This window comes from Paenibacillus tianjinensis (assembly GCF_017086365.1).
GTDB classification, from domain to species: Bacteria; Bacillota; Bacilli; order Paenibacillales; family Paenibacillaceae; genus Paenibacillus_AQ; species Paenibacillus_AQ tianjinensis.
The window spans coordinates 1,837,506-1,854,578 of the sequence record NZ_CP070969.1 but is presented as its reverse complement, the minus strand read 5'-3'; the positions used below and the strand labels follow the sequence as shown (position 1 = coordinate 1,854,578).

13 protein-coding genes are annotated in these 17,073 nt (G+C 49.6%); 1 reads left to right on the top strand and 12 read right to left on the bottom strand.

Annotation, left to right across the window (positions count from 1 at the left end):
• Positions 1 to 423: 423 nt before the first annotated feature.
• A complete protein-coding gene (locus JRJ22_RS07995; protein ID WP_206103979.1) occupies positions 424 to 1,983 on the top strand; it encodes an IS1182 family transposase in 1,560 nt (519 codons plus the stop codon).
• A 127-nt stretch (positions 1,984 to 2,110) separates the two neighbouring features.
• Here JRJ22_RS07995 and glnA read toward each other — a convergent pair whose 3' ends face one another.
• From glnA to thrS, 12 genes are all read right to left on the bottom strand, one after another.
• Entirely contained in the window at positions 2,111 to 3,535 is a 1,425-nt protein-coding gene (glnA, locus tag JRJ22_RS07990; RefSeq protein WP_206103978.1) for a type I glutamate--ammonia ligase, read from the bottom strand.
• A 285-nt stretch (positions 3,536 to 3,820) separates the two neighbouring features.
• Complete coding sequence (gene aroF / locus JRJ22_RS07985; protein ID WP_206103977.1) at positions 3,821 to 4,867, bottom strand: 3-deoxy-7-phosphoheptulonate synthase; 1,047 nt, start codon at positions 4,865 to 4,867, stop codon at positions 3,821 to 3,823.
• A 266-nt stretch (positions 4,868 to 5,133) separates the two neighbouring features.
• On the bottom strand, positions 5,134 to 6,090 hold the full coding sequence (locus JRJ22_RS07980; protein WP_206103976.1) for a 4-hydroxy-3-methylbut-2-enyl diphosphate reductase: 957 nt from the start codon (positions 6,088 to 6,090) through the stop codon (positions 5,134 to 5,136).
• A 60-nt stretch (positions 6,091 to 6,150) separates the two neighbouring features.
• Complete coding sequence (locus JRJ22_RS07975; protein WP_206103975.1) at positions 6,151 to 7,602, bottom strand: sensor histidine kinase; 1,452 nt, start codon at positions 7,600 to 7,602, stop codon at positions 6,151 to 6,153.
• Position 7,603: 1 nt separating this feature from the next.
• The gene (locus JRJ22_RS07970; protein WP_206103974.1) at positions 7,604 to 8,293 is read right to left on the bottom strand and encodes a response regulator transcription factor; all 690 of its coding nucleotides are present in this window, start codon (positions 8,291 to 8,293) and stop codon (positions 7,604 to 7,606) included.
• Positions 8,294 to 8,415: 122 nt separating this feature from the next.
• Positions 8,416 to 10,083: a S1C family serine protease gene (locus JRJ22_RS07965; RefSeq protein ID WP_206103973.1), complete on the bottom strand. Its 1,668-nt coding sequence runs from the start codon at positions 10,081 to 10,083 to the stop codon at positions 8,416 to 8,418.
• 263 nt (positions 10,084 to 10,346) lie between these two features.
• A complete protein-coding gene (locus JRJ22_RS07960) occupies positions 10,347 to 11,003 on the bottom strand; it encodes a response regulator (RefSeq protein WP_206103972.1) in 657 nt (218 codons plus the stop codon).
• 3 nt (positions 11,004 to 11,006) lie between these two features.
• The gene (locus JRJ22_RS07955; protein ID WP_206103971.1) at positions 11,007 to 12,044 is read right to left on the bottom strand and encodes a HAMP domain-containing sensor histidine kinase; all 1,038 of its coding nucleotides are present in this window, start codon (positions 12,042 to 12,044) and stop codon (positions 11,007 to 11,009) included.
• A gap of 3 nt (positions 12,045 to 12,047) precedes the next feature.
• Entirely contained in the window at positions 12,048 to 13,133 is a 1,086-nt protein-coding gene (gene liaF, locus JRJ22_RS07950) for a cell wall-active antibiotics response protein LiaF (RefSeq protein WP_206103970.1), read from the bottom strand.
• A gap of 391 nt (positions 13,134 to 13,524) precedes the next feature.
• A complete protein-coding gene (locus tag JRJ22_RS07945) occupies positions 13,525 to 13,725 on the bottom strand; it encodes a hypothetical protein (RefSeq protein ID WP_206103969.1) in 201 nt (66 codons plus the stop codon).
• A 133-nt stretch (positions 13,726 to 13,858) separates the two neighbouring features.
• Positions 13,859 to 14,401: a 3D domain-containing protein gene (locus tag JRJ22_RS29700; RefSeq protein ID WP_408637887.1), complete on the bottom strand. Its 543-nt coding sequence runs from the start codon at positions 14,399 to 14,401 to the stop codon at positions 13,859 to 13,861.
• Between the two features lie 453 nt (positions 14,402 to 14,854).
• A complete protein-coding gene (gene thrS / locus JRJ22_RS07935) occupies positions 14,855 to 16,792 on the bottom strand; it encodes a threonine--tRNA ligase (RefSeq protein WP_206103968.1) in 1,938 nt (645 codons plus the stop codon).
• Positions 16,793 to 17,073 lie beyond the last annotated feature (281 nt).

Genomic DNA, 17,073 nt, shown 5'->3' with positions numbered 1-17,073 from the left:
TCTAAGGCTGAGACTTTCCCACTGCACCAACACGCCACTGTGACGCATTAAATCCAACCAAGGCCATTACAGAGCCTTTAGCGTTCAAATAAAAGCATATAAAGAAGGGGCTGTCCCAAAAGCCATGAAATGGCTGCTTGGGATAGCCCCTGTTTTTTTAAGTAGGATCAACGTGAGCACTTGGGTGGACGCTCCGCGAACGGACCGTTGTTCCAATCGCTGTGCTCTCCAGATTTTTTTCATTCCCCTTAGCGGTGAAAATCCGGAGACCAAGGCGACCGCTGCCGCTTTTCCACAATCGTTCCGTCCTCTCCGCTGTTTAAGCGGGAAATGGATCTACAATCTTTAAAAATCGCACAAAAAAGAAACCATCCTTTGGTAAAATGGAGTTACCACACAACCATTTCAAAGGAGAGGTTTCTTTTGTACATTCAATATACCATGGACCAACTTTGCTTGCCAATGGATCTGGAAGAAGATATTCCCGAAAACCACCTCGTTCGTGTCGTTAACGCAGCCGTCAATCGGCTAGACGACACCATCTTTGACGCTGCCTATCCCGGTGGCGGCCGTGACAGCTACCACCCTAAAATGCTCACCAAAGTCATTATCTATGCGTATACGCAGCGCATTTATTCCTCCCGGCAAATCGCCAAAGCGGTCCGAGAAAACATTCCCTTCATGTGGCTAGCGGGACGACAACGCCCGGATTTCCGCACGCTCAACCGCTTTCGTTCTCAGCGGATGAAGGACGTCCTAGAAATGGTATTTACCGCCGTGCTTCAGTTTCTGGCGGACGAGAAATACATCTCCTTCGAGCATTATTTTGTAGATGGCACAAAAATAGAGGCAAATGCGAATCGCTATACCTTCGTGTGGGGTAAAGCCGTTAGTAAGCATAAAGCCAAGCTGCAAGAAAAGGTACATGCATTGTTTGCCGACATTGAGGCTGTAGAGAAACAAGAAGAACAGGAACACCGCGGCCAGGATCTGAGCGAACTTGGCGAGTCCGCCGAGATCGACAGTGAGAAACTTGAACAAATGACCCAGTCGTTAGAGTCGCAACTGCTGAAGAAGCCCAAGAACAAGCCATTGAAAAAAGCGGTTCGGAGGCTCCGTAAGGATCTGTTTCCGAGACTGCTGAAATATGAGCAATACCAAAACCTGCTCGGGGACCGAAACAGCTTTAGTAAGACGGACCCGGATGCCACCTTCATGCGGATGAAGGAAGATCACATGCGAAACGGTCAACTCAAACCCGGCTACAATGTACAGATCGGCACCGAAAACCAGTTTATTTTGGCGTACAGTCTACACCAAAGACCGACGGATACGCGTTGTTTACAGCCGCACTTAAAAAAGGTGCGGCAGATCCTAGGGAGACTTCCGAGGGCGGTGATCGCGGATGCCGGCTACGGCAGTGAAGAAAATTATGCCTATTTGGAAAACGAACACGTGAAGGCCGTGGTCAAATACGGCAGCTACCACAAAGAAAAGAGCAAAGCGTGGAAAGAGAATATCGGAAAGATTGAGAACTGGACGTACGACGAAGCCGTGGATACATGGACATGCCCCGCCGGACAAACGCTGCATTTTCGCAAAGAAAGCAAGGAAACGTTAGAGAGTGGATATGAAATCCGAAAACGTCATTACCGTAGCCAGAGCTGCGTGGGCTGTCCACTGAAGGAAAGATGTACGAAAGCCGAAGGAAATCGGGAAGTGGTTGTCAGTCTGGAACGACTGCGGTACCAGAAACAAGCTCGGGCAATTTTGCAAAGCGAGGAAGGCTTCACTTTGGCCGTACGTCGAATGACAGAACCAGAAAGTGTATTTGGACAACTAAAGAACAACCGGGGTTTCCGGCGGTTTCTGCTTCGCGGCATGGAAAAAGTGACGCTTGAAGTCGGATGGCTTTCCCTTGCCCACAATCTACTGAAGCAAGCTGCAAACGACCAAAAACGCAGAGCAGCGATCCTCCAATAACAGGAGAATCGCTTCATTGTTGACATTTTTCGGTTTTGAATAATGAAAAGGGTCTGTCTCTACTCGAAAAAATCTACTTATGGGACAGCCTCTTCTAAAGTAAAGCTTATTTAAGATTTAATCAATCTTATACATCAAAGTACAGGGAGTATTCGTGAGGATGAACACGAATAGCAACCTCTTGTGCTTCTCCACGTTTCAGAGCAATATAGTTGTCGATGAAGTCTTTAGTGAAGACGCCGCCTTCAGTCAGGAATTCATAGTCAGCTTCCAAAGCGTCAAGCGCTTCGTTCAGGCTGCCTGGAACGCTGCGGATCTTCCCTTTGTCTGCATCAGACAATTCGTAGATGTTCTTGTCAAGTGGACCGTAACCCATTTCTTCAGGGTTGATCTTCTTCTTGATTCCGTCCAGACCCGCCATCAGCATAGCCGAGAAAGCCAGGTAAGGGTTAGCAGTGGAGTCAGGAGTACGGAATTCAATACGACAGCCCTTAGGCGTTACAGCAGCTACCGGGATACGGACAGCAGCGGAGCGGTTACCTTTGGAGTAAACCAGGTTAACCGGTGCTTCATAACCAGGAACCAGACGTTTGAATGAGTTGGTGCTTGGGTTAGTCAGCGCGATCAGTGCCGGAGCATGATACAGGATACCGCCGATGTAGTTCAAAGCCATTTCACTCAGGTTAGCGTATGCGCCTTTTTCATAGAACAAAGGCTCGCTGCCGTTGAAGATGGATTGGTGAACGTGCATTCCGCTACCATTATCGCCGAACAGCGGTTTTGGCATGAAGGTTGCAACTTTGCCGTACTGGCGTGCAGTATTTTGCACAATATATTTGTAAGTAAGGAGATTGTCAGCTGTTTTCTTCAGGGTGTCAAAACGGAAGTTGATTTCCGCTTGGCCTGCAGTCGCCACTTCATGGTGATGGCGTTCGATTTCAAGGCCTGCTTCGCTAAGCAAGCGGCACATTTCACTGCGGATATCCTGTTGGGAATCTACTGGAGCTACCGGAACATATCCGCCTTTAACGCCAACTTTGAATGCAAGATTGCCGCCTTCGTCTTTGCGGTTTGTGTTCCATGCTGCTTCTTCGGAATCTACGAAGAAGGAAGAGCTGTTCATTCCGCTTTCGTAGCGCACATCGTCAAAGATAAAGAACTCGGACTCTGGAGCGAAGAAAGCTGCTGTACCCACACCGCTTGCTTGCAGGAACTCTTCTGCTTTTACTGCGATACCGCGCGGGTCGCGCTCATAACGTTCGCCATCAGGTGTGAAAATGTCACACATAACATTCAGCGTCGGGTGAGCTGTAAAAGGATCGATGTATGTAGTACTTGGATCAGGCATCATAACCATGTCCGATTCTTCGATACCGCGGAACCCTTTGATGGAAGAACCGTCAAATGCTACACCATTTACAAATGTCTCTTCTTCCACTGCGGATGCTGGCAATGAGATGTGGTGAGCACGTCCACCTAAATCTACAAACCGAAAATCCACCCACTCGATATTGTTTTCCTTGATCGTCTGCAACACTTTTTCAACCGACATGAATTAATTCCTCCCCAAGTTCCGAACATTAGGCCGCTCACAGTATCAAATGTTCTTGTTTTAATTTTTTTACTGTCGTCATTATAAAACTCAAACCTAACATCGTCAATGCTTATGTCAGGTATTTCTGACGACAATGTAAGATATTCTGACGCTTTCGTGAAAAACGCTTAGCCTGTCCTAAATAGTGACATATGGTTTCTGCTGTAACTGAAACAGGCCCTCTTCCTCCGCCCGTGAGCGGCAAAAGAGGACCGTAAGCCAGACCGATTTCTTCTGGTTGATTTAAGCGATAGGAGCCGCTTCAAGCGAATCTGAGAACCTGCGTCCCACGATTGGTGCAAGCTTCTCCAGATCTCTGAGCAGCTTATCGAACTGTTCAGGGAATAGGGATTGGACTCCGTCACCAGTCATGGAATTGTCCGGATCGGTATGCATTTCGATAATCAGGCCATTGGCACCGGCAGCAACTGAGGCTTTGGCCATAGGCTCTACTAATTCGCGGCGGCCTGTGCCGTGGCTCGGATCGGAAATAACCGGCAGATGGCTCAGGTTCTGGAGCACCGGAATAGCAGACAGATCTAGCGTATTGCGTGTATAAGTTTCAAAGGTCCGGATGCCGCGCTCGCACAGCATAACATCCCGGTTACCTCCGGCCAGAATGTACTCCGCCGCATTCAGCAGTTCATCATAGGTTGCACTGAAACCGCGTTTGAGCAACACCGGGCGGCCGCAGGTGCCCAGCTTGCGCAACAGATCGAAATTCTGCATATTGCGCGTGCCTACCTGCAGAATATCCGCGTGCTCCGCACAAATATCAACATACTCGGGAGTCATTACCTCAGTGATGGTAAGCAGGCCATGTTTTCTGCCGGCCTCCGCCATCATAGTCAGGCCTTCCACACCTACACCCTGGAAGCTGTAAGGACCCGTCCGCGGCTTGAATGCACCGCCGCGCAGCACCTGGCCGCCCGAAGCCTTGACCAGCCGGGCAATTTCATCGATCTGTTCAGGGGACTCAACGGCGCAAGGGCCTCCCATAATGACGAGGTTCTCTCCGCCGATTTTAACACCGCGGATATCAATAATAGTATCCTCGGGATGGAAGTCACGGCTGGCCAGCTTGTAGGATTTGGTGATTTTCACGACATTCTCTACGCCCTTCATCTGCCGCAGATGCTCAGCAAGCTTCGGCGTCACTCCGCCAACCAAACCGATTACCGTATGATCCGCTCCCCGTGAAAGATGAACCTGCAGACCTTCTTTTTCAATAACTGCAATAATATCATTTACCTGTTCCTGCGGTGTTTGATTGGATGTAATAACGATCATATTATAGCTCCCCTTTTAGGCCTTTTATTCTCAACTATTGTCCTGCTAATGGTAAAACACTATTTCGCTACGACGCGTGTGTGCTTTTAAGCGCTAAAGTGATTTTACCGCATATTGCATCTTACGTCAACTTTTTTTCCCGTAAAACAAGCCTAGTCTTCCAACAATTTCCACCCAAAAGGATTTAACATAAGAAAATGCACCCGGCCCCAAACAGGAACCAGGTGCAGCTTATATATTAATAATAAGTTCATAGCTCTAAATCATTAGGTTGCACTTGTCGTCTTGCTCTTCACAGGAGGCAGAAGCTTCGCCATATTCACTGTACGCTTAATCTCCCAAGTCTCAGGCAGCGCCGGATCGTATTGCTCCAGGTAGCTGATGACTTCCTTCGTGATCGGGGTGGGCGTCGAGGCACCGGAGGTTACCCCCACCTTGGAAATTCCCTGCAGCCATGCTGTATTCAGCTCGGATACATCAGAGATCCGGTGAGCGGGCACACCGGCAATTTCCTCAGACACCTGAGCCAGACGGTTAGAGTTGTTGCTGCGAGGATCGCCGACAACAATCACCAGATCACATTGGCCGGCTTGCTCTGCTACCGCTTCCTGCCGCACCTGTGTAGCCATGCAGATCTCATTATGGACCTCGGCGCCGGGGAAGGTCTCCAGCAGTTTTTTCATAATATGCTTAATATCCCACTGGCTCATCGTGGTCTGGTTCGTGATAACGATCCGCGAAGAAGGAATAGACAATCCGGCAATCTCTTCTTCCTTTTCGATCAGGTGAACATGCTCTGGAGCAATGCCAACGGCGCCTTCGGGCTCCGGATGGCCTTTTTTACCGATATAAATAATCTCGTAGCCTTCAGCTACTTTCTCCTGGATAAGGTCATGAGTCTTCGTCACATCCGGACAAGTAGCGTCAACGGTAGTAAGCCCCTTGGCGCGGGCCATCTTGCGGACTTCCGGCGATACGCCGTGTGCGGTAAAGATGACGGTGCCGCTATCCACTTTATCGAGAATATCCAGACGGTTATGCCCGTCCAATGTGATGATTCCGTCGTCTTCAAAGGAATTCGTAACATGAGTGTTATGCACAATCATGCCAAGTATATAAATCGGCCGGGGCAGATCAAGATTTTGTGCGGCCTGCCGTGCCATAACCATGGCATCGACGACACCGTAGCAATAGCCCCGGGGAGAAATTTTGAGGACTTCCATGTATTTTCACCGGCTTTCTGCAGTTAATGACAGCTGTAATAGGACCTGATCTATTATACCCTATTCCAGCGGCGGAGCAAAGAGAAGCGGCAACCAGATGATGAAGGTGGTACCCTCTCCTTGACGGGTTACCACTTCTACAGAGCCGCCATGTTCATCGATAATCCATTTGGCAATCGAGAGCCCGAGGCCGATTCCTTCCGTAATGCCCCGTGATTCATCCGCCCGGTAGAAGCGGTCAAAGATATGAGGCACCTCATCCTTGTCCATCCCGATTCCGGTATCCTTAATTCGGATCCCTACCTGGTTCTGATAGAATACTGCATCCATTGTAACTTCACCGGAGGGCGTATATTTAAAGGCATTATCGATGAAAATGAACAGCATCTGCTGCAGATAATCCTTATTTCCCACAATATATTTGCCGTTCATATGACTCAGGTCGCCAGTCGACCATTCGGACTGGCGCGGCAGGAACGAAGCCCTTCGGGCTACTTCAGTCATTAGCGGCTCCAGCGCCACTGGCTCCTTGTCAAACGTGCGGCCGGTATCGGCACGCGCCAGGGAGAGCATATCGGCCACGAGACGGCTCATACGTTTCGATTCATCGGCGATATCCTTCACGGATTCGATGGACAGCTGGCGGATTTCCGCTTCGCTCATTCTGCTCTGTTCCGGCTCCATCTCCCAAATCTTTTGCAGCAGGTCAATATTGCCTCGAATCGTTGTAAGCGGGGTGCGCAGCTCATGTGAAGCATCGGACACAAACCGGCGCTGAGTAGCATATGAATCTTCCAGCTCTTTATAGAACCCTTCCATCCGCCCAAGCATGCTGTTGACTGTCTCAATCAGACGTCCAATTTCATCCGGTGGTCCGTCATAGACAATCCGGGAGCTCAGATCTGTGCCGGTCTGTATACCGTTAGCCGCCTCAATAACCTTGCCGATCGGGCTCATCGACTTCCGGGCCAGGAACAGGCCAAATGTAAACGCTGCTATCAGTGTCGCAAAGGAACCGACCAGCAGAATGTTCTTTAGCCTCGCCAGCAGTGTCACCTGCTCCCCGGTATAGACGGCCACCTGAAGCACAGCCGAGTGGGTTTCGTTCGTACTGACTACTTCAATAGCCTTCTGGTAGATCAGAAACGGATTGCCGCCGTAAGTTGCCTGTAAGAACCCTTGCTGTTTGGAGACAGCATCCTTTGCAGGGACCTTGAACTCCAGATTGATCTCCGCCATATTCTGGCTGGGAATCAGTTTTTCCAGATCATAAATGTACATTTGGGCAAATAGGCTTTGTCCGGCGGGACCGCCGAGAATTTGTTTCAAAGTACCGTCGTTATAGTCTATGCCTACCTTAAGATCTACTTGCTGCGCCTGCTTCATCAGCCGTTCCTTTAAATCGCCATACGTATTAATATAGACAAAACCGTAAATTGCGGCTGATAAGGCCAGCAGCATAACGGCCAAAATCCCTGAATACCAAGCTGTCAGCCGCAATTTAATAGACATGTTAATTGTCACCTCTTAGAATGTAACCGGCTCCCCGGATCGTCTGAATCAACCGTTTACCGCCATGCTCCTCCGTCTTCTGCCGCAGCATGGCGATGTATACCTCAAGCACATTGGATTCTCCGCTGTAGTCATAACCCCATATTTTGTCCATGATCAGATCACGGGATAATACACGCTTCGGATTCTGCATAAACAGATGCAGCAGCTCAAATTCCTTCGCCGTAAGCTCCAGCCGTTTACCGGCACGGGTGACCTCACGGGAATCCACATCCAGTGTGATATCCTCATAGGAAACCGACTGATCCGGATTCCCCCCTTGCTCACTCTTCCGGCGCAGCAGCGCACGTACACGGGCCAGCAGTTCTTCCAGGGCGAATGGCTTCACCAGATAATCGTCCGCTCCCAGGTCAAGTCCCTTTACACGATGTTCAATTTCGTCCTTGGCCGTCAGCATCAGCACTGGCACATTGCTTCCGCCCTCGCGCAGACGCCGGCACACTTCAAATCCGTCCACCTGCGGCATCATGACATCAAGAACAACCACATCAGGATCGCTGGTCAAGACGGCACGTAATCCGTCAGCGCCGTTAGAGGCCGTTTTCACGTCATAGCCTTCAAAAGCCAGGCCACGCCGCAGCATGGATATTATCTTCTCATCGTCATCAATAATTAAAATATTCGGTCGCATCAAGCAGCCCCCATTGTCCAAATCATTTCAATCTATTGTAGCATGAATGTAAGGTTTCACGTCTAGTAGCAGCACAAACGGAAGGGTCTCCCCTTCCGTTTGTCCTTTACCGTCCGGTGTGTTTATTTCCCTTGGGAATTCGTTTTGGTGGTGTCAAAATCATTTTTATTTCCGATTGTAACCGGAAGCTCCAGTGTTTTGCCATCACGTACAACATTCAGGGTTACTTTGTCACCGACCTTCAGGGACTGAATGTAAGTAATCAGATCCTGGCTGGTAGCGTATTTGGTACCATTTACACCTGTAATAATATCGTAAGGACGCAGGTCTGCAGTATAAGCCGGCGACTTGAAGACAATCTCGGCAACTACGGATCCCTCTTTAATGTCAGTACCCATTTGTTTAGCCACTTCATCGGTAATGGTCATCAACGATGCGCCAATGAACGGAACAGGTTCCTTTGGAATTTCCTGATTGGCTTCGAGTTTGTCGACAACCTCTTTAATGGTATTGACTGCGATCGCAAACCCGATACCCTGTGAATCCGTGCTGACTGCCACATTCATCCCGATAACCTGACCATTCAGATTAAGCAGCGGACCACCGGAGTTCCCCGGATTGATCGAAGCATCGGTCTGCAGCAGATTTTTGTAATTGCGTGTGCCGCTGCCGTCTTCTTCATTAATATCAATACTGCGGTCCTTCGCACTGAGCACACCGGCTGTAACGGTATGATCGAAGCCCTGCGGATTACCGATGGCTACAACCTCGGAACCAACCTTGATGCTGTCGGAATCACCAAGTGCAACTGTAGGGAAATCCGCACCCTCAATCTTCAGCACTGCGAGGTCCAAATCTTTGCTTGCGCCAAGCAATTTCGCTTCATATGGTTTTGTAGTGCCGTCCACAGTAACCTGGATGACATCAGCATTTTCGACTACATGCTGGTTTGTTAAAATATAGCCGGAGGAATCATAGATGAAGCCTGTTCCGATTCCATATGGAGTAAGCTGTGTAGACGAATTTGAACCCGATTCCGACTGTGAATTCTCATCATTGCCGGAAGAGTTGCTGCCTCCGAACTGGTCACCGAAAAAGAATTGCGAGAACGGATCACTCATATTCGGATTGGAGTAGCTTCTGCTGGAATTGGTATTTACTAGGGTTTCAATTTTAACGACAGCAGGCCCTACCGCATCTACTACGCTTGAAACATCCGTTGTTCCTGTAAACAGGTTCGTAGTGGATGTTGAAGGTGTAACATTGGCACTGCCAACCGCTGTTTTCGCCGTTGTGCTTGCTACTGCTGCCGTTGTCACCGGATCCCCTGTGAACCAGTTGCCCCGGTCTGCCATGAACATCGATCCGGACAATACGACCATCCCGGCCAGGAACGAGATCAGCACTGCTTTTACCGGTTTCTTGGGCTTACGGTTATATTGCCAGCCGTTGCTTCCTTCCGGACCGTTACCGCCTCTTCCGCCATTTCCGTCATTACCGGTAGTGCGCAGCGAAGTGCTGTAAGGAAGCTGTTTGACCGGCTGCGGAGGCGTAACCTCAACACGCTCAGGCTCAAGCCGGTTATAGTGCTGTCCGTTCTCCGGATTTACTTCATCATTGTTAAGGGATTTAAAAGGTCCATAGGAATAATAGTAGGAAGAGCTTGACTCAGATGACTGGTTATTATTGCTGCTGTTGCTAGTATCATTACTGCTGCTATTGGAGTTATCCCATTCCCGATCCGTGGTGGGTTCATGATCACGATTGAAGTTGTTTTTGTTATCGTCCATTGTTTACGTTCCTCCCGTGCCTTGTCTGTCTGACAAGGAGTAATGTTTTCTTCTTGATCTTATTTTGTACTTTAAACCTTAAGTTCACATTAAAAACAATTTAAGCGGAGATAAAAACTAGGGAGTCTCAGGGCGAGGCTAGCAAAAATCCGTGAATGATAGCGAAAAAAAGCCCGAACGCTTAAAACGCGCCGGGTCGGAATAAGGGCAACACCATACATTTATACATAACTAGGACAGATTTATAGTTTGAATGTTTATAATTATCCTTGCTGCGCCCAGCCTTTGCGGTGGGCGTATATAGCCAGCTGTGTACGGTCGTCCAGCTCGCATTTCATCAGCAGGTTGCTGACATGCGTCTTTACCGTTTTAATGCTGATATGCAGCTCCTCACCGATGTCCTTATTGGTCTTGCCTTCGGCAATAAGGAGCAGAACCTCTTTCTCCCGTTCAGTTAAACCGGAGGAGTCGCCCTGGACAGTACGCTGGCGGATGCCGCGGGTCAATGCCTGAGAGACATCACCGGTCATTACCGGCATACCGCGGTAAGCCCCTTGCAGCGCGTAGATCAGCTCTTCGGCGGAAACCGTTTTGAGCACATAGCTGACCGCTCCTGCTTCAATCGCATCCACTACAAGATCATCTTCCAGGAAGCTGGTAAGAATGACGATTTTGAGTCCCGGAAATTCAGCCAGTACGGCCCGGGTCGTCTCAGCTCCGTTCATAACCGGCATCATCAGATCCATCAGCACCAGATCCGGCAGGCCTTCCTGCCCCCATTCGCGCAGCATATTCAGCGCTTCCGCTCCATTCCCTGCTTCGCCAATAACCTCGAACTTTGGATCCAGCATCAGATAGGTTTTGAGCCCCATCCGCACCATGTCATGATCATCCACCAGCAACACTTTTATGACACTCATGTTCTATTCCTCCTGTTCCTGATTGCCTTGCACAAACTTAGGAATATGTACGCGGATCGTCGTTCCCGCTCCTTTGCGGCTGATAATTTCCACTTGTCCGCCCAGCTTTTCTGCACGCTCGCGCATCGTAGTCAGACCATAAGAGCCCTGCTTATGCTGCACATGCTCAAACCCCTGGCCGTCATCGCTGATGCTGAGCACCACCTGTCTTGGCGCTTCACGCAGAGACAGACTGACTACCCGGGCTCCGGCATGCTTGACGATATTCGCCATGGACTCCTGGATAATCAGAAATAGCTGATGCTCAATCGCCTCTGAGAGCTCCCCTTGCAGCTCTAGCTCCTTAACTCCCTTAAGCCCATTCTGCCGGCAGTAGTCCGGAAACCACTTCTCCAGTGCCTCAAACAGATTGCGGCCTTCCAGTTCTACCGGGCGCAGTTGGGCTATCAGAGCTCTCATCTGTTTCTGCGCCATTTGTGACATCGTTATGAGCTGGTTCATTACCGTCATCCCATGCTCTTCATTCCGTTCCAGCACTTTAGGCAGCGAAGACGCGGACATATGAATCGCGAACAGCTGCTGGCTCACCGTATCATGCAAATCACGGGCCATCCGCCTCCGCTCTTCCAGTACCGCGCTCTCCGCTGCCTTTTCTTTCTCAATTACCTCTTGCTCTCCCAGCCGCTGCAAAATCTGCATCTTGTTCTCAACCGTATCCATCATGATATTGAACTCGTGGTACACCCGGGCAAAAGACTGGTCATCACTCTCCGGCATCCGGACGGAAAGATTGCCCTTTGCCACCTGTAGCATGTTCAGATCGAGATGATCGATCCGGCGCTGAATCCGCTGCCCGGCCATGTAGCCGACCACGACGTTGAACAGCACAATGCCGATACTCAGGTACAACCACATCCGGTAATCGACAACTTCGATGTAGTTAAGGCATGTCCCGGCATATACGAGCCCGGCAGCAACGCCTCCGCTAAGCAGGAAATAGAGCAGCAGCAGCCATTTGGTATTGCTGAAGATCGTCCCCATCCGTTAACCCACCGTTTTAACCTTTATATCGCCGATAAAAGCACTCACGTTAATCCGGACTTTTTTGCCTGCTTCTTTATAATATGGCGTCTTGCATTGTACGCTGCTCATAAAACCGCTGCGCGATTCCTCCAGCACCTGCATATCACCAATAAAGGAGCTGCTGTTCACCGAAACCCCGAGGTTCATATCATCCGGGATATAGACTTTAATGTCGCCGACAAATGCGGAGATATTAATTTTGGTCTCGCCGTAAGGAATTTGCGCGTTCGTCAGGTCCAGCACAGTATCCCCGATGAACTGCGAGATATTGGTATGCTTCAGTTGAAAATGCTCCTTGCCCATGTGCACATCACCGATAAACGCGGAACGGTTCGTTGTTTCCTTACGGTTCCCTGCTTCATGAAATTCCTCATGCCATTCGCCGTGTCTGCGGGCATGACGTTCCTGGCGCTCCTGCCGTCTGCGTTCATGCCGCTCCCGGTTTTCCTGCCAGCGGGCTTCTGATGCCGACTGAAAATACCCCTTGTTTCTCTGATCCTGCTCATTCTCATCCGAATCTTCTTTATGCAGATATTGATCCCAATCACGCTCACCGGCAGGTTTGCCGAACTTCTGTTCAAACTGCTCATCCAGTGTGGATTCCAGCGGTTTCGGAGGCTCAGCATCTGGAGTCCCGGGTCCGGGCGGATAAAAGTTAGGTGGTGCTGGCGGTGCCGGAGGCATAGGCGGTGTATGGTCACGCGGCTTAAAGATAACAAACAGCCCGCCGCCGATCAGCATCACCGGAATCAGCATTTTGAAAAAATCACCGGCCGATACATCGAACCACTCCAAATTGCGGCCCAGGAAATAGACTCCGAGCGCCATGAAGAAAAATCCCCAAAATGCGGACGAACCCTTCGAGCCGCGGTCCCCTGTAGAAAGAAAATTTTGTAAACCCATCCATATAAGAATGAGCGGCCAATAATCTGAAATCAGGGAACTTATACTGAAATCGGTATATCCCATCTGTCTCAGAAGAAACATCCCGCCGAGTCCTATCAGGATCAAGCCGCCGAGAATCTGGCTGGTGAACCTTCTTTTCATCTGTCATTTCTCCTTTAATTGTGATGTCCACGTTTATCTGTTACTTATAGCCTTAGTCTACAGCATCAGCTGCGCTGCGAACAGCGGCGTGAGAAGTAAACCTGCCTCCGTCTCGGGACCGAGCTGTCACCCGGATGAATGTTAAGAATATATCTGATCTACGTAAGCAGAAAAGGATACCGTCCTATTTAGGAAGATATCCTTTTCTGCGAAAAGTATAAAGACATATTTATAGCATAAAAACGATACATTCTAATATCTCAAAAAAAGACTGTCCCGCAGCTCAGAATATGAGCGCATAGCGGAACAGTCCAATTGTAGCATATCGGTGTAAGATTAAACATTCACAGCGTTACTGCTGAGGTTATTGCAGTGGTTTGTAAAACACACCTTACTTCGTTGTGCCGTCATTTTCAACAGCAAACTCTGCATTGTATTTTTCATTCGGTGTTTTATAGTTTTCTTGTACCTTTTGTCCTGCTTTGGAGAATGTACCTTGCTTCGTTGCGCCGTCATTCTCTACAGCAAACTCCGCATTGTATTTTTCATTCGGTGTCTTATAGTTCTCTTGTACCTTAGGTTTTTTAGCCACTGAATTTCACCTCCCTGTGTGTTTTCGGAATAGGCACTTGCTTTGCCCCAGTCCGTATTATGGGAAGCTCAGGGCCGTATTATGCATCCCTAAGTGAAATAAATTTCAAGCTGTCAGCTTGGATATGGCTAGCCTAGATAATCTCTTCCAGCAGGTTTTGCGGAACTGTATTATACGTTTGAATCGCTTTGCCTAAGTTCTTCAGCATGCTCTCCGTACATTTCCCGTTACCCCGTTTGATCAGCTGAACAACCACTGTTTTTTTGCCCCATTCCTTGTACACCTGTTTGGTAGTGGCAAAATATAAGTCGATCTTCCGTCCCTTGATCGCTGAACCGGTATCCGCCACCACAGCGTATCCATAACCCGGGATATAAAGGATACTGCCCAGCGGCAGAACCTTGGGATCGGCAGCTATGGTAGAAACTGCATTTTTATCCCGTCGTACTTTAACACCTGAGTAGGTAATGCCGTATTGCGGATGTTTGGCTGTTTTGCCGGTTGACTCATAACCTGCCGTATATCCCGTTGCCGTAACCTTCAGCGAAGTAATGATCTGCTCCGGTGCAGGTGCAGCAACCGTAACAGATGCAGGCTGCTTGGCAGTCGTATCCGTCTTCTTGCCGGAAGGTGCCGGAGTCGCTTTGGGTGCATTTGTTGCAGACGGTTGCTTGATTCTTGAAGTGCCCCCGAGCTGGGAAGCTTCCGTAAAAAGAGCCTCCTGTGAATATACAATGGCACGGCCTGTAGACTGCATAACCTGCTGCTCTGTTCCGCTTCTGCTTGTAAAGAAGGGTGAATCCTGTGTATTTTGTAAATTACCTGGCTTCATTGTGCTGACGCTTAGCTGATCTGCAGTGTCTGCCATCCCGCTGGCCTCTACTGACTTGCTTCCATAATCCGGATAAATGCCGGCTGCAGTCAATACAAGCACAATCGTGACAGTCAGACACCAAAACCTCTGGCATAAGCCCATTTTGTTCATTTGTTAAACCTCCCCCTATTAGCGAAGGTTTCCCGTTTCACAAAATTTTATACATGAAGCACGATTCTTCGGCTCCACGAGGCTGATGACAGAGGTTTTTGTTGGGTGACTATAAGCCGGATTGCGGCAGAGCTCCCGGCAAAATTATATTACGCGGCCGGAAATTTCCGCATTCAGCGATTCGATAACTTCATCTAGCGGTTTTGCTCCGAGATCGCCTTCCCCGCGTTTGCGGATCGATACGGAACCGGCATTCATCTCATTCTCACCGACTACGAACATATATGGAAGCTTTTCCAGCTGGGCTTCACGGATCTTATAGCCCATCTTCTCATTGCGCAGATCGACCTCAGCCCGGATACCACTCTTGAGCAGCTTCGCTTCGACTTCCTTGGCATAGTCATCAAAGGCTGAAGATACAGGTATAATCTTAACCTGCTGCGGTGACAGCCACAGTGGCAGAGAACCTGCAAAGTTCTCCAGCAGGAAGGCTACAAAACGTTCCATGGTGCCAAGAATTCCGCGGTGCAATACGACCGGACGGTGCTTGTTACCATCATCGCCGACATATTCCAATTCAAAGCGCTCAGGGAGCAGGAAGTCAATTTGTACAGTGGATAGAGTTTCTTCCTTACCCAGCGCCGTGCGGATTTGCACATCCAGCTTCGGTCCATAGAAGGCAGCTTCACCTTCCGCTTCAAAGAACGGCAGACCCGCTTCTTCGGCTACCTCGCGCAGCATACGCTGTGCAGTTTCCCACATTTCATCGTTCTGGAAATACTTCTCTGTATCCTGCGGATCACGGTAGGATAAGCGGAAGCGGTAATCATGAATACCGAAATCGCTGTATACCTGTTTGATCAGCTCCAGCACACGTTTGAATTCACTCTTGATCTGATCCAGACGGCAGAAAATATGCGAGTCATTCAGCGTCATGGAGCGTACACGGTGCAGACCGGTCAACGCGCCGGACATTTCGTAGCGGTGCATAGTGCCCAGCTCAGCAATACGGATCGGCAGATCACGGTAGCTATGCATCGAGCTCTTATAAATCATCATGTGATGCGGGCAGTTCATCGGACGAAGCACGAACTCCTCGGTGTCGATGACCATTTTAGGGAACATGTCCTCTTGGTAGTGCTCCCAGTGTCCGGAAGTCTTATACAGCTCTACGTTACCTAGTACAGGAGTGTATACATGCTGGTAACCAAGGCTTGCTTCCAGATCCACAATATAGCGCTCAAGAATACTGCGCAGCTTCGCACCTTTTGGCAGCCAGATCGGAAGGCCTTGTCCAACCAGCTGGTTGAATGTGAAAATTTCCAGTTCTTTGCCCAACTTGCGGTGGTCACGTTTTTTCGCTTCCTCCAGCAGGTGCAGATGCTCGTCCAGCTGCGCTTTTTTGATCCAGGCAGTACCGTATACACGCTGAAGCATTTTATTCTTGCTGTCTCCGCGCCAGTAAGCCCCAGCCACATTCATCAGCTTGAACACTTTGATCTTCGAAGTCGAAGGTACATGCGGACCGCGGCAGAGGTCGAAGAACTCGCCTTGTTCGTAGATTGAGATCACGCTGTCTTCCGGCAGAGCCTCAATCAGCTCCAGCTTATACGGATCGCCCAGTTCACTAAAGATCTCGAGCGCTTCCTTACGGCTGACTTCTTTGCGCACAATCGGCAGATTCTCGTTAACGATGCGCTCCATTTCCTTCTCGATCTTCAACAGATCCTCCGGATTAAGCGGATGTTCCAGGTCCATATCATAGTAGAAGCCGTCCTCGATAACCGGACCTACCCCCAGCTTAACTTCCTTCGCACCGAAAAGGCGTCTAACCGCCTGAGCCATCAAGTGAGCTGTACTGTGGCGCATAACCTCCAGGCCTTCGGGGGAATCCAAGGTTACGATCTCCACCAGTGCGCCCTCCTCCAGAGGCGTCGACAAATCGACAACGACTCCATTGAGCTTGCCTGCGGCTGCATTCTTGCGAAGTCCGCTGCTGATCGAAGCGGCTACATCCTCAATGCTGCTTCCGTTCTCATATTCCCGGACCGATCCGTCCGGCAGTTTAATACTTACTGACATTGTTGTTCCTCCTAAGGGATTGGTTAGCCATCACTAATTACCTGTGGCGAAAACTTCATTTGTTGAGCCCGCGCGGGGCGGCGAATTCTGCGGAACGGAAGAATCCACGCATACAAAAAAACACCCGTCCCGCAAAGGGACGAGTGATTGCACCCGTGGTTCCACCCAAATTCGATTCCAGAAACAGAATCCTTCGTCAGCATGGATTAACGGCCATGAACCGGCGGTTCTTACTGTCCCGGCTAGTAAATGTACCGGGAGTTCATAACCGCAGCTATAAA